We start from the raw sequence: 14171 nt of genomic DNA, 5'->3' as shown, positions 1-14171 counted from the left end.
GAAAAAATTTTACGACACGAAAAACCCCGGAATCATGCGGTAAAACAGGGCATTATCGAGTCTTTCGGAGGGGATTTTGGGTCAATTTCGAGTTTTTCGGCTTGCACACCCTTGAGGACATCCGTATAGTAGTACCTGTTGCCGCGACGGGTTGAAGAAATCCGAAGCGAGGAACATGCGCCTGTAGCTCAACGGATAGAGCATCTGACTACGGATCAGAAGGTTGGGGGTTCGAATCCCTTCGGGCGCACCAACGATCCCCGGTTCTTCGGAACCGGGGATTTTTTGTATGCCCAGAAGACGTACCCGGAAGACACGCCCGGGAAGATGCGTGTGGGGAAAAAGCGCGCCCAGAAAACGCTCTGCCAAAAGCCCCGGGGCAGAGCTCAAGCCACCGCACAGTACGACATGTTGCAGTACGACATGTTGCAGTACGACACACTGCGGGCTCTAGCTAGGTGCAGCAAGGACGCTTCACCACCTGACGCTGTCCCCGCTGTGTCAAAAACCGCGCCTAAAAGCGCCTCAACCTGTGAATCCGCAGATTTACGCTCCCAGATGACGTGCTCCGGGGCACACCCGCCGAAAAACGCCTAGGATGGAAAGAAGGACCCTCCACACATAGGCTGGAGAGCAGACAACGCGAAGGAGCACTATGGCACAGCTATCCATTCCGCAGTCCCTGATAGGTGCGCTCATTGATATTGCTGATTTGGGAACCCTCGATTACTTCCCGCCCACCGAACGATGCGCCCACTGGTCCATCTATGACGCACAGCGCCAGGAGCTCCTCTGCCCCTGCGCACCCGCCGCCAACACCACCGCGGAGAAGCTCTTTGAGGCCGCGGCAAAGATTCTCTACGAGAACTTCCCCCGATATATCGACTCTCCCGAGGAAATCATTCCTTATACCTCACGTCAGGAACTCGTTGCAGCCCTGCGTCGCGGTGAGGAAGAGCCTGTTGATGAGGAACAGGGCGAGCTGCAAGAGCCGTCAGCTGAAAATACTGTAGAGCCTACGGCTGAGGTTGCAACTAGCCCCGCCGAACCTGCAGTAGTTAAGGGCACGGAAGTGAGCGCCTCTGTTGCGCCCAAGCCTGTAGCCCCGAAGCCCGCGCCTTCCCCCGCACTCTTTGCTGCCCGCGCGGCACAGGCACCCGCCCCGACTCCCAGCCCTGCTCCCAGCGTGCCGGAAGAAGCATCTGTGGAAGCACCCGCAGAGGCAACAGCAGAAAAGACGGCTCCTATACCGACGCCCGCCACGGTTGCTCCCGCAGCGCCCAAGCCCGCAGCACCGAAGCCGGCAGCGCCTACTCCCGGTACGCCCTCCCCCGGCATGTTCCGCAAGTCCACGCTGACCTACCGCCCGCCGCGCATCGAAGAGTACCTGGAGGGTCTGCGTGCCCGCCAACAGGCTGCCGAAGCCGCAGAAGCTACCCATACGGCAGTAGCTAGCGAGCAGGCACCTGTTGAAGAGTTGCCCGTACTCAGCCAGTCCCTACCGAGTGCGCCCGCCGCTCCGGAGACGAATACCCCGAAGCCGAGCGCGCCGAAGCCCGCAGCCCCGGTCCCCGCTGCTCCGGCGGCCCTCAGCGAGCCCGCGGCTCAGCCGGTAGCCGCCGAACCGACCGCGCCTCGCGGCGTCAGCGAAGAGGACCGCGAACGCAGCTACCGCCTGCGCCCGAGCCTGCGCGCCCGCCTCGAACGCGAAAACATCAGCGAAGAGCTCGTGCGCACCATCCTGCGTGAAGGCGCGGCAGAACGACTCAACGACTGGACGATTCGCTTCACCCACGACGATTACCGGGTGGACGTCAACACCGCCTCCGCAGAAGTCATTACGGTCATTGACGAATACGACGCCGAATACAACGAAGCGGCGCAGGCATCCCTGGCGCAGGGCGAATACAACTCGCTCAACGCCCTGGAACTCGAATTCAGCGAGCGCGCCCGGACCTTCCTGAAGAAGAACCCGCCGTTCGTTTTCGACCTGATGCTTCAGGCGCTGAGCAGCCCCGAGAGCGTGCGCATGGCTGAAGGCTGGACCCGCATCTACGCGGCGCAGGGTCTGGAAATTGCGGTTTCGCCCGATGAGCGGACCGTTCTTGCCCTGGCGAAGACCCCGGATTTCCATGTTCTGCACGCGGAGAACCTGCGCAAGGCACAGCTCGAAGAGCTCAGCAACACCCTGGCGAAACAGGCAGAAGATAAGGCAGCCCAGGCAGAAAACACCACCGAGGAGGAGAAATAATGTCCGCTAAGCAGATCACTATTCCTCTCGAGGTGTACGTTCGTCTGCAGGAGCTTGCCTCCCTCGCCGCCTATAGCTACCGCGATGAGCAGGGCTCCGAAGAGAACACTGCAAGCGATAAGCCGTGGGATTTGCTCTCCAAGGATGGCGCCTCCCTACTCGATGAGAACGGCGCGCTCAAGCCCGAAGCGGCAGAGCTCTACTTCACCCTCCTACCGCTCATTGCCCAGGAATTCATGGAGCAGCAGCAGGCACTCGTGGACGCATACCGTCAGGCGCCCAAGCCCGCCGCCGCACGCGCCAAGATTCGCCCCTCCAATCAGCGCCTCATTCCGCTGACCGAGGTGCCGCTGGAGAACCAGCGTATTGCCGCGCGCATCGAGAAGGAATTCTACGGTGACGTGCCGCCGCGCCGCCGCATCTACGGCGTGCTCCCCGGCGTCATGGATTACATGATGCGCCACGGGCTCACCTACGAGCTGCTGCTGGACATCATCGAATCCCCTGTAAGCACGGTGGTTCAAGAAAGCGCGCAGGAGAACCGTTACGGCCGCGAAGTCACCCTCTACACGCATGAAGAGGAAGGCTACCAGGTGGTGCTCAACCCCCTGACCGCCGAAGTTCTCGCGCTACGCCCGCTGCAGGCTCTCGCTGGAGGCTACCAGCTCTCCCCCGATGCTCAGGCACAGCTGAAGGCGCTCGGCCTGACCGGCGAGTACATTGCCCGCATCCTGGATGAGGCCGAGGACCGCCGCCCGATTCCCGGCAGTAGCCGCACCGTGTACTCGCTCAACGGCTACCAGGTGGAGTTCTCGCACTCCGACCAGCAGGTAATCCGTATTAGCCGCGGCACCGCGCCCAGCCGCAACCCCTTCGAGTCGCAGCCGAGGATGAGCGGCACAAAGAGGCAGCGCGGCCGCAAGATCCCGCACGATGTGGATGCGTTCGTGCAGCTGTTGCAGGAGCACGGCTTCACCATCACCATGGGCGGTAAGCACTACGATATTCGCCACGAGAAGCTGGCTCCGGGTCAGAAGGCGGTCACCTCGGTGACTCCGTCGGATTCGCAGCGTTGGCACCTGAACTCGGCACGCCAAATCCGCAATACCTTCGGTATCGACCTGCGCTACGCCGATCCGCGCGATAGTGTACGCGGTATTGTGCGCGGCCCCGGAGGAAGCGTCCAGAACGCCGATAACCACAGCGCAGAAAAGCAGGACACCGAGAAGACTGCGGAGAAGGAATCAAAGTAGGTCTTCGTCACCGTTAAAGCGCCCCTGCGTGCCGGTTCTTTATACTGCCCCCAGCATGTCTTTGCATCTGGGGGCAGTATTCGTTGGCGCTGATATCCCGCATTGTCAGGGCAATACGCGGTAGACTGGGGGCAATACATACATGCTATTCAGCATAAAAATTAATATGCGTTCCCGTGATATGCGTGACGGTAGGGTTGGGGATGCGCCACAAAGTACGGTGATTAACAGCCCCTACCTCTACAATAGAAACGCATCACTACAGAAGAAGGAGAACGCATGGGCGTAACGATTAAGGTCACTGACGAAGCAGGCGTAAACTACGACATTCAGTGGGAAGACCACCACACCCTCCTGGAAACCCTCCAGGCTAACGGTGTGCCGGTCCTCGCAACCTGCGGTGGTAACGCATCCTGCGCTACCTGCCACGGCTTCATCGACCCCGAGCACTTCGAAGCTTCCGGTGAGCGCACCGAAGCTGAGCAGGACCTGCTCGACATGGTCGATGACGTCGCCAACGAGTACTCCCGCCTGTGCTGCCAGGTCGAGTACGCCCCCGGTATGGACGGAGCAGAAATCCAAATGCAGGCGGCGATGTAATCATGTTTAAATCGGCTCAGGTACTCGCATCAACCACCCTCCTCTGCGGCGTGCTCGCGCTCAGCGGATGCGGCGCGTCCCAGGCCGGTCAGGAAGCTGAAGGCACCTCGGCGCAGCCGAGTGCTTCGGCTTCGGTCAAGCCCGGCACGATTCGAGTAGCCTCCGACGGGGCTACCTCTTCGGTGACCCCGGGCTCTATTACCGTGGTGAACTCTCCCGATGCGGAGAACCACGGCTCTTCCTCTGAGCACTCCGAGTCTTCTTCCCATACTGAGACTCACGAGTCGAAGCAGAACTCGGACTCTCACTCTTCTGGGTCCTCCCACGAGGGTTCCGAGCAGAACAAGTCAGACGACTCTGCAGATTCTCAGCAGGATTCCCAGAAGAGCTCAAACTCGTCTTCACAGTCGGATTCTCATTCGTCGAACGGATCCTCCCATTCTTCGGAGTCTTCACGTTCGTCGAGCTCATCGAATTCGTCGAATTCCTCGGATCGTTCTTCGAACTCCTCCAACAACACTGCTGAAGGCCCCGGCCAGTGCGATCTGGACGACCTGAACATTTCGGTGTCCATTGGAGATGGCTCCCCCGGCGCCCGAAACTACACGCTGTACTTCCAGAACTCCTCGAATTCTTCTTGCACCCTGCGCGGCTACCCGCGTGTGGTTCATGCGGGCTCTTCGGGAACCTGGGTCGGCCGTGAGGCATCCGCCTCTGCTGAGTACATGAACTCTGCGGGCGTGACCCTCAAACCAGGCGATAGCACCACCGCGGTGCTGCGTTCGGTGTACCCGGCTCGCTTCGGTGACGATTGCGGTAGCCGACCGGTTCAGGGCTTCCTGGTGGGCCTTCCCTCCGGTTCCGGTGGCGTGATTGTTCCGCTGGATACGACCGCGTGTTCCTCGTCTGTTCCGCAGCTGTCGGTGGGTCAGTTTGGTGCCCGCTAACGCGGCATTGCAGATGTGACAACATCTCTGGCACGTTGTGTGCGCATATAGTTCACATATAGTTCAAGGGCGGTTCCCCGTGATGGGGAACCGCCCTTGAACTATCTTTAAGCCTAAATCTAGGGTTTAGCTTTAGCCATGCGGTAGCCGCGCGCTCTTAGAGGGAGCGGGCAACCTCATCGTGGCTGAAGCGTGCACCGCGCGGGTATGCGGGCGCCTCACCGTGACCGAGGTTGACGATCAGGAAGGGGATCTCTGCGTTATCCGCGAAGAATTCCTTCTTGATGCCGGCGAAGTCTGCGCCGGTCATGGGGCCAGCGTCCAGGCCGAGGGCGCGGATTGCGGTGATGAAGTAGCCTGCCTGCAGGTGAGCGCTCAGCTCAGCGGCGGGGGTAGCAAGCTCCTCGGTGGTGTAGAAGCCCTTGATGAAGCTGGCAGCGTTGGGGTTGAAGGTCTCAGCGTGCTCTACCCAGTTTGCGTCTGCGGAGAGAATCGCGGTGACCGGTGCCGCCTGGGTCTTAGCCTTGTTGCCGTCAGCCAGGTGTGCAACGAGGCGCTCGCGTGCTTCGGGGCTCTTAACCCAGGTGATGCGCAGGGGCTGGCTGTTGAAGGCGGTGGGGCCGTAGAAGGTCAGCTCCTGGATGCGGCGCAGCTGTTCGTCGGTGACGGGCTCCTCGGTGAAGGAGGAGACGGTGCGCGGTTCGTGGAAGAGGTTGATGAGCTGTTCGTCGTTCAGACGGGTCATGGTGGTGCTCCTTTGTGTTGTTCTCTCAGCCAATTACTTTACAAGTAAAATATTACGGGCTTGTTCGGAACCTGTCAAGCACATCTTCCTCCCCCAGCCCCCAACAATTCAAGAGGCGCACACCATAAACCCCGCCATAATAGATACATGACCGACGCACTCTCCCACTTCTCCGCCCCCGTACGCGACTGGTTCCGCGCCACCTTCAGCGCGCCCACCGCCGCCCAAGAAGGCGCCTGGGAGAGCATCCGCAACGGCAACAACACCCTCATCATCGCCCCCACCGGCTCCGGTAAAACCCTCGCCGCCTTCCTCTGGGCACTCGACGCCCTCCACCGCGAACACGAAGCCGGCACCGCAGGCGGTACGCGCATCCTTTATATTTCGCCACTTAAAGCACTCGGCGCGGACGTCGAACGCAACCTGCGCGCACCCCTCGCCGGAATCACCCGCCTGAGCGGAAACGAGACGGGCGAACCCAGCATCAGCGTGGGCGTGCGCAGCGGCGACACCCCCGCACGCGAACGCCGCCAACTCATCAGCAACCCGCCCGACATTCTCATCACCACCCCCGAATCCCTCTACCTCATGCTCACCAGCGCCGCCCGCAACACCCTCGCGGGCGTAACCACCGTGATCGTGGACGAGATTCACAACCTCGCCGCCACCAAACGCGGCGCACACCTGGCGGTCTCCCTCGAACGCCTCGACGCGCTCCTTACGAAGCCCGCGCAGCGCATTGGCCTCTCGGCAACCGTCGAAAATCCGGAGGCGGTCGCCCGGTTCCTCGGCGGCGTTCAGCCGGTGACCATCATGAGCCGCCCGGTCGCCAAAGAATGGGACCTGCGTCTGAGCGTACCCGTGCCCGACATGGCGGCACTCGGAGGCGCCAACGACTACGGGCAGGGGCTCTACGCGCCCTCAGAGATGCAGGGAGGCGGAGGCTCAGCTTCTACGAGCTCGCCGGTAAGTGCGGCGCAGCCTATCTCTAGTGCAGCAAGCATCCCGGCAAGCGCACCCTACACGCTCGAAGATGCCATTGGCGTATTCCCCGGGCAGGAAGCCGACCAAGCGTACCCGACTCAGGCTGACGGTAACACCGCACCCAAAAATACGCTCACCATCCCGGAAGAATCACTCCGTGAAACCGCCGATAGCGAGCGCCCCGAGACCTCCATCTGGCCGCGCGTACAGGAGCGCATCGTCGACCATATTGAGAACAACCGTTCTACGATTGTTTTCGTTAACTCGCGCGGACTAGCAGAAAAGCTCACTGCGGCACTCAACGATATTCACCTGCGCCGCGTCCTCGCGAAGCAAGCCATCAGCCCCGAAGACTACGCGGCAGGCATCTGCGACATCGCCGAAGTACCGCCGCTCGCCCGCGCACACCATGGCTCCGTGTCCAAGGAGCAGCGCACCCTCATCGAGGAGGCGCTCAAGGGCGGAACCCTGCGCTGCGTGGTCGCCACCAGCTCCCTGGAGCTGGGCATCGACATGGGCCACGTGGACCTTGTCATTCAGGTTGCGGCGCCGCCCTCGGTCGCCTCCGCACTGCAACGCGTGGGTCGCGCCGGGCACCGCGTGGGCGAAATTTCGCGCGGATTCTTCTACCCCAAGCACCGCGGCGACCTACTCGGAGCAACCGTCACCCTCGCCGGCATGCGCAGCGGAACCCTCGAACCGCTCGCTATCCCCACCAACCCCCTGGACGTGCTCGCACAGCAGACCGTCGCCGCCTGCGCGTTGGGCCCCATCAGCGTGGACTCCTGGTACGAAGCGCTACGCCGCAGCGCCCCCTACGCCGAGCTACCGCGCGCCCTCTTCGACTCCGTGCTCGAGATGCTCGCCGGACGCTACCCCTCCGACGAGTTCGCCGAACTGCGCCCGCGCATCATCTGGGACCGCACCCCCACCGAGGAGGCTCCCTCCGGCAGTATTGAGGGTCGTCCCGGTGCGCAGCGCCTCGCCGTCACCAGCGGCGGCACGATTCCCGACCGCGGCCTCTTCCCCGTCTACCTGGTTAGCAGCGATGAAGAGCGCGGCCCCAAGCGCGTGGGTGAGCTCGACGAAGAAATGGTGTACGAATCCCGCGCAGGCGAGGTCATTACCCTCGGCGCGAGTAGCTGGCGCATTGAAGAAATTACGCACGACGCGGTGCGGGTCTCCCCCGCGCCCGGTCAGCCCGCGCGCCTGCCCTTCTGGCACGGCGACCGCATGGGCCGCCCCTACGCCTTGGGTGTGCAGACGGGTGCGTTCACGCGCGCCCTCTCCAGCCTGGATGCCACCGATAGCACCGCCGCCCGCCAGCAGCTCGAACAGCTCGGGCTGGACACCTGGGCGGTCGATAATCTGCTCGCCTACCTGCGTGAGCAGCGCGAATCCACCGGTGCGGTTCCCTCCGACACCCGCATGATTGTGGAGCGGCACCGCGATGAGCTGGGCGATTGGCGCGTGGTCTTGCACTCGCCGCTGGGCTACGGGGTGCACGCACCCTGGGCGCTGGCGGTGCGCGCCCGCATTGAGGAGCGGTACGGGGTGGACGCCTCCGTCATGGCGAGCGATGACGGCTTGATTCTCCGTCTGCCCGCCATGGAGGATGTGCCTCCCGGCGCTGACCTGTTCCTCTTCGACCCGGACGAGCTGGAGGCGATTGTCACCGAACGCGTGGGCGATTCTGCGCTTTTTGCGTCTCGGTTCCGTGAGAATGCGGCGCGCGCCCTGCTGTTACCGCGCCGTGATCCGGGTAAGCGCACCCCGCTGTGGCAGCAGCGTCAGCGTGCGGCGCAGCTGCTGGATGTGGCGCGTAAGTACCCTGATTTTCCGGTGCTTTTGGAGACGGCGCGCGAGTGTCTGCAGGATGTGTACGATGTTCCGGCGCTGGTTCAGGTGCACCGTTCACTGCAGTCTCGGGCGGTGTCCATGCTGGAGGTTGAGACGAACGAGCCTTCGCCTTTTGCGCGCACTCTGCTCTTTGAGTACGTTGCCGAGCATCTCTACGACGGCGATGCGCCCGCCGCCGAACGCCGCGCCGCCGCGCTCTCGCTGGACCCGGCGCTGCTTGCTGAGTTGCTGGGTTCGAGCGGTCTGCGTGACCTGCTGGATCCGGCGGTGCTAGTGCAGACTCAGCAACGCCTGCAACGCACCGGTGAGCGTTACCGCGCCTGCGGTGTGGAGGGTGTGGCGGATTTGCTGCGTCAGCTGGGCCCGTTGAGCGCGCGGGAGTTGAGCCTGCGTTTGCGCTCTGACAACCCGCCGACTGAGGCGCCCGGCATTGAGCATGAGGATTCTGAAAACTACGGCGAGGAGTACGGCGAGGAGTACGGCGCGCACGCCAGCGTGGAGCAGGCGCGCGAACTGGCGGAGCAGCTGGTGCGCTCGCGCCGCGCGTTCTCATTCATGGGAGCTGCCGATGGTTCCACCGAGCCGCAACTGTACTATGCGGCGGTTGAGGATGCCGCGCGCCTGCGCGATGGACTGGGCATTATGCCCGCCGCGGCGCTTCCTGCTGCCCTTTTGGAGTCGGTCGCGGAGCCTTTAGAGGACCTGGTTTCTCGCTATGCGCGCACCCATATTCCCTTCACGGCGCAGCAGGCGGCGGAGCATTTTTCGCGCCTGACCCCGGTGGGTGTGGGCGTGCTGACCCCGGTGTTGCAGCGTCTTCAGCAGCAGCGCCGCCTAAGCTCTGGCGAGTTCCTGCCCGAGGTGCTGCGCGCCTCCGGGGCGGTCGGTGTTGAGTGGGTGGATACTCAGGTTTTGCGCACGATTCGTGCCCGTTCTCTGGCGGCGCTGCGTGAGGAGATTGAGCCGGTATCGGTGCAGGTCTACGGCGTTTTCCTGCCTTCGTGGCAGAACGTTCGTTCTTTATCCGTGCGGATTGCGCAGACCCTGCCGGAGGCGAGCGCCTACGGTGCGTTCATACCCTCCCGCCGCGCCGCCACAGTGGTGGGCGAGAGGGTGGCACCCCTCGGCTCGGCATCATTCAATCCGACGGCAGAAAACGGCACCACCCATGCGAGCCAGGACTCCACCTCCGCCACGGAGGATTTGCTCACCGCCATCGACCAGCTGGCGGGTGTGCGCGTACCGGCTTCCGCGCTGGAGACGCTGATTCTTCCGGCGCGCGTGCCCGGCTACCAGCCGCACATGCTGGACGAGCTCATGGCCAGCGGCAGGGTGTTCTTCACCGGCGCCGGTCAGCTCGGCGGCGGTAGCGCACAGAAGTCTGACGGCTGGATTCGCCTGCATTTGAGCGAGAGTTCTTCGCTGACCCTGGGCGAGGACTACCCGGAGCAGCTGGTGCGCGCGGAGAACCCCGAGCTTTGGGAGGCGCTACAGACTCCTGGCACGCTGGAGCACGCCATCTATGAGGCTCTGGCTCACGGCGGTCTGTTCGTGCCGGCGCTGCGTGAGCGGGTGACGCAGCTGATGAGTGCGGCTGCGCCCGCCGGTCAGGTGGTGACTTTCCCGGATGCGGCGGAGGTTTCGGCGGCGCTGTGGCGCCTGGTGTGGTCTGGCGCGGTGACGAACGATAGTTTCGCGCCGGTTCGGGCGATGCTTGCGGGCGTCCGCAGTGCGCATCCGACGCCGGCGGCTCCCGCGCGCCTGTCGCGGGTGGGTCGCCGCGGTGCGGGTCGTATTGCGGCGGCGCGCGCCTCCATGGGTAACGCCATGGCGGGCGGCTACGGCACTGACGGTTATAGTTCCGGCAGCTACTCTGCGCCTGCCGCCGGGCGCGGTCTGCGTTCCCTGCGCGGTCATTCCCTGCGCGGCGGGCTCCATGCCGCCGCTCCCGCCGTTGCCCCGCAGGATAGCGGCCGTTTCTCCCGCGTGGACACGCTCCTGCAGGAGCCGGTGGAGGCGACCGTTGCGGCGCTCGCACGCGCCGACCTGCTGCTGGACCGCTACGGTGTACTGACTCGCGGGTGTCTGCAGGTGGAGGATTCTGTCGGCGGGTTCTCGCAGCTGTACCGGATCTATTCGGCGGCTGAGGATCGTGCGCTGGTGCGTCGCGGCTACTTTATTGAGGGTTTGGGCGCGGCGCAGTTTGCCGCCCCCGCGACGGTGGACCTGCTACGTTCTACCGCTGATAGCCTCAGTGTTCCCGCAGGTCCACAGGGTTTTGGTGCAACACAGGGTTTTGGTGCGAGCGCCTACACCCCGCAGCGTACCGATACCGAGCAGGTGTACGGCACATTCACGGTGACCCTGTTGGCGGCGACGGATCCGGCGAACCCGTACGGTGCGGCGTTGAGCTGGCCCGCAATTCCCTCCTTTGCTCACGAGGGTGCGGGCACGGTGAAGCACCGCCCGGCGCGTAAGGCGGGCGCCTGCGTGGTGCTGGTGGACGGCGCCCCGGTGCTGTACGTGGAGCGCGGCGCGAAGACTCTGCTGGCGTTTACCACCGACCCGGTGCTTCTGGAGGCGGCTGCCCCCGCCCTGGCGCGCCTGGTGTCTGCCGGTGGTGCGGAGAAGATTTCGGTGGAGAAGGTCAACGATGTGGAGCTTTTGGGCACCCACACGCTGAACACATCCGCACAGGGCGCAGCCACTGGCGAAGTTACGGAGCACCCTGTGGAGGCACTGCGTGCGGCACTGCAGATGCAGGGTTTCTACGCGACGGTCCGGGGGTTGTCGCTGCGCCGTGCCATTTAGCCAAGCACAACCTAAAGCTCAACCTCAGATTAAATAATTCCTTTAACCTCAACCTGAGCAGCATAATGCCCCACACCCTCGTCAAGGGGGTGCGGGGCATTATGTTTCCCTACTCACGATCCGGGTGGTGTTCCCGGAGTCCGCCACGTCGCATGCGGCGCGGCGGAGGAATAACCGCCCGGATGTCCACGTCGCCTTTGCCGTGGAGCACATAACCAAACATCGGAGCGGGAAGTCCTACGTTGACCTGTCACATCTTACGGCGACTAGTAGCCGCCGGTGAGGGTGTCCACAGCGCCCAGGCACAGGTCGATAGCTTCTTCGAGCCCGAGCCCGCGGGAGCGAACGGTGCGCTGATCGCGGGGGTTGAGCTGCACGACGTGCAGGGCGAAGTAGTCGACGAGCTGCAACCAACCACCGAGAATGACGCGGGTGCGGTCGTTAATCGGCATGCCGGTACGCTTGAGCATCCATTCGAGGTAGTCGGTGGGGTTGTTCGGGAAGTCCTCCCCACCGGGGGTGGGGACACCGGCTACGACGAGGAAGTACGTACGCAGTGCATTGCGCAGGGCCTCTTCGGGGTTTTCGTGATGCTCGCCCAGGGCTTCGAGGACCGCTTTGGCTTCGCGTCGAGTGACGGCGGCAGCCAGGGAGTCCTTGCCGGGGAAGTAGTGGTAAAGCAGGGCACGAGTGATGCCGGCATCGCGAGCGATAGCGCTCATGGAGGCACCCAGCACGCCGCGGCGAGTGAAATGTTCTGCAGCAATTTTCAGAATTTGCTCTTCGCGTTCGTGCGGTTCCATGCGCAGGGCACCGGTACGAGGCTCTGCATTCTTTTGTGAATGTTCCATAACCTCTCCTGCTTTATTTTCCGGTGTTTTAGAATTGTCCGATTGCATCGCTGTCATCGGGGCTGTTCCTTTAATCTCTGCATCCTTGCGCTGTTTCTGTCCCATTTCGACCCCTTCGTCCGACATTTCGAACTTCTGTGCCTTAATCGTACCGCTTTAAGGCTGTTTCCAGCTTTTATTAAGGCGTTTATGACGTAGGATGCCCAGGTTAGCAGGTCTTTACTTGCTTTACATCTTTTATAATTAGAAAAACCACAGGGTCTAAATTGAGGATTATTGATTCCTGATTTGACAGCATTTTCGAAAATATCGCACCTAAATGCTGTTTTTTGTAAAATTAATGCAGTTTTTTTAAATTAAATGTCCAATAATTTCAAAAATTTGTGAAGTTTTCGTTTTCTCACCCACACATTCACACAAGCATTCATGAGTGTCAGACAAATCAAAATTTCGCAACCCCACACCCAAACCCACGTTAATATTTCCCCCGCCCCCACCCGCACACAGCCCCACCCGTACACAGCTCAGTGCAGCCAGTTCGGCTCGCATATGTTCAGCCCCAATTCTGCCCTGCCCAGACACTAGAGCTCAGGCGGTAGAGTAGAGCCATGCCCGCACAGAACACCACCCGCACGCAGCCCAGTACGCAGCCCGGCGCAAACTACCAGGCGAAGCCTGCACGCCGCACACACCGCCGCCTCCTGACCCCTCCGCTGGCACAGAAGAACGGCATTGACCCGATTCAGCTGATTCTGCCGCACCTAGAGGAGCTCCCCGCCGAGCTTGCCCCAAACGGTAGCTCCGCGACCAGCACCACCCCGACGACCGTCGCGGATTATCTGATTGCGCGTTTCTACCCGAACGACCCGCAGATTATTCACGCCCGCTTTAATACCGGCGAGGTGCGCCTGGATGACGGCACGGTGCTGACCAGCGATAGCCCCTACATGCCGGGTGAGCGCATCTGGTACTTCCGCGAGCTTGCGGATGAGCCGGAGCTACCCTCCGATATGCCGGTGCTCTACGAGGACGAGCACGTGCTGGCGATTGATAAGCCGCATTTTCTGCCGACCACCCCGCGCGGTGCTTATATTGCGCAGACCGCGCTGACCAAGCTGCGGGTGCGTGAGCAGAACCCGCTGCTGATTCCGATTCACCGCCTGGACCGCCCGACCGCGGGCGTGCTACTTTTTGCTAAGACCGTGGAGGCGCGCCGCCCCTTCCAGATGATGTTTCAGCACCGTCGGGTGTCGAAGACCTACCGCGCCGTGGCGCCGGTTCCCGCTGACCCCGCCGCCGCCGAGCGGGCGCTGAGTGCGGAGGGGCTACAGGTGCGTTCACATATTCAGAAGATTCGCGACCAGCTGCAGGTTCAGCAGCTTTCTGAGGAGCAGTGCGCGGCGCAGGGCGTGGAGCCGAATACGCTCACGACCGCGAAGATTCTGCAGACTTTCACCCCGAGCGCGCAGGCGGTTGAGGGCTGGCGCGCGGAACCGAATAGAGAATGGGCGCTCTATGATTTGGCGCCTCACACCGGCAAGACGCACCAGCTGCGGGCGCACCTGAATATGCTCGGTTCCCCCATTTTGGGCGATGTACTCTATCCGCAGGTACTCCCCGACGCACCCGACCGCCCCGAGTACCCGCTGCAGCTACTGGCGTACAGCCTGCACTTTGAACACCCCATCACCGGTGAGCGGGTGGACCTGTACAGCGGCCGCTCGCTGGTTGCCGCCGCCTAACCCGTTTTTGAGTGGCGTTCATCCCGTTCCCTGCGGTGCATCTTCTCGGCGGGCTCTCGAAAAGGGGTCACACCCGAGAGCCCGCCCACAGCGTCCGGGCGTTCAGAGGGCAAAAAGTGGGATAATT

At 62.5% G+C, this 14171-nt stretch carries 8 protein-coding genes and 1 tRNA gene; 7 read left to right on the top strand and 2 right to left on the bottom strand.

Annotated elements, in window-relative coordinates:
- Positions 1–177: 177 nt before the first annotated feature.
- The 5 genes from HMPREF2845_RS07325 to HMPREF2845_RS07305 all read left to right on the top strand — a co-directional run bounded on the left by HMPREF2845_RS07325 (position 178) and on the right by HMPREF2845_RS07305 (position 5051).
- A tRNA-Arg gene (locus HMPREF2845_RS07325) sits at positions 178–253 on the top strand.
- Between the two features lie 402 nt (positions 254–655).
- Positions 656–2251, top strand: coding sequence for a DNA repair protein (locus HMPREF2845_RS07320; RefSeq protein ID WP_070634327.1), 1596 nt, complete (start codon positions 656–658; stop codon positions 2249–2251).
- A complete protein-coding gene (locus HMPREF2845_RS07315; RefSeq protein ID WP_070615651.1) occupies positions 2251–3504 on the top strand; it encodes a cell wall biosynthesis glycosyltransferase in 1254 nt (417 codons plus the stop codon). The genes HMPREF2845_RS07320 and HMPREF2845_RS07315 overlap by 1 nt, the downstream gene beginning before the upstream one ends.
- Positions 3505–3783: 279 nt before the next feature.
- Positions 3784–4104, top strand: a complete 321-nt coding sequence (locus HMPREF2845_RS07310) for a 2Fe-2S iron-sulfur cluster-binding protein (protein ID WP_005509285.1) — start codon at positions 3784–3786, stop codon at positions 4102–4104.
- Between the two features lie 2 nt (positions 4105–4106).
- On the top strand, positions 4107–5051 hold the full coding sequence (locus HMPREF2845_RS07305) for a DUF4232 domain-containing protein (protein WP_070634325.1): 945 nt from the start codon (positions 4107–4109) through the stop codon (positions 5049–5051).
- A 157-nt stretch (positions 5052–5208) separates the two neighbouring features.
- Here HMPREF2845_RS07305 and HMPREF2845_RS07300 read toward each other — a convergent pair whose 3' ends face one another.
- Entirely contained in the window at positions 5209–5796 is a 588-nt protein-coding gene (locus HMPREF2845_RS07300) for a malonic semialdehyde reductase (protein WP_070634324.1), read from the bottom strand.
- Positions 5797–5943: 147 nt separating this feature from the next.
- Here HMPREF2845_RS07300 and HMPREF2845_RS07295 point away from each other — a divergent pair, with 147 nt between their 5' ends.
- On the top strand, positions 5944–11451 hold the full coding sequence (locus HMPREF2845_RS07295; RefSeq protein ID WP_070634322.1) for a DEAD/DEAH box helicase: 5508 nt from the start codon (positions 5944–5946) through the stop codon (positions 11449–11451).
- Between the two features lie 266 nt (positions 11452–11717).
- Here HMPREF2845_RS07295 and HMPREF2845_RS07290 read toward each other — a convergent pair whose 3' ends face one another.
- Positions 11718–12302, bottom strand: coding sequence for a TetR/AcrR family transcriptional regulator (locus HMPREF2845_RS07290; protein ID WP_044150799.1), 585 nt, complete (start codon positions 12300–12302; stop codon positions 11718–11720).
- 608 nt (positions 12303–12910) lie between these two features.
- Between HMPREF2845_RS07290 and HMPREF2845_RS07285 the strand changes: the two genes are divergently transcribed.
- A complete protein-coding gene (locus HMPREF2845_RS07285) occupies positions 12911–14044 on the top strand; it encodes a pseudouridine synthase (RefSeq protein ID WP_012904179.1) in 1134 nt (377 codons plus the stop codon).
- Positions 14045–14171: the final 127 nt, after the last annotated feature.

Source organism: Rothia sp. HMSC065B04 (assembly GCF_001812285.1).
In the GTDB taxonomy this organism is placed as follows: Bacteria; Actinomycetota; Actinomycetes; order Actinomycetales; family Micrococcaceae; genus Rothia; species Rothia mucilaginosa.
Note: the sequence above shows the minus strand (reverse complement) of the source record. Positions and strands in the feature narration are given on the sequence as shown.

Excerpts from the sequence above, each read along its gene's own strand:
- HMPREF2845_RS07300 (WP_070634324.1), bottom strand. The coding sequence starts at position 5,796 with ATGACCCGTCTGAACGACGAACAGCTCATCAACCTCTTCCACGAACCG.
- HMPREF2845_RS07285 (WP_012904179.1), top strand. The coding sequence starts at position 12,911 with ATGCCCGCACAGAACACCACCCGCACGCAGCCCAGTACGCAGCCCGGC.
- HMPREF2845_RS07295 (WP_070634322.1), top strand. The coding sequence starts at position 5,944 with ATGACCGACGCACTCTCCCACTTCTCCGCCCCCGTACGCGACTGGTTC.
- HMPREF2845_RS07290 (WP_044150799.1), bottom strand. The coding sequence starts at position 12,302 with ATGGAACATTCACAAAAGAATGCAGAGCCTCGTACCGGTGCCCTGCGC.
- HMPREF2845_RS07310 (WP_005509285.1), top strand. The coding sequence starts at position 3,784 with ATGGGCGTAACGATTAAGGTCACTGACGAAGCAGGCGTAAACTACGAC.
- HMPREF2845_RS07315 (WP_070615651.1), top strand. The coding sequence starts at position 2,251 with ATGTCCGCTAAGCAGATCACTATTCCTCTCGAGGTGTACGTTCGTCTG.
- HMPREF2845_RS07305 (WP_070634325.1), top strand. The coding sequence starts at position 4,107 with ATGTTTAAATCGGCTCAGGTACTCGCATCAACCACCCTCCTCTGCGGC.
- HMPREF2845_RS07320 (WP_070634327.1), top strand. The coding sequence starts at position 656 with ATGGCACAGCTATCCATTCCGCAGTCCCTGATAGGTGCGCTCATTGAT.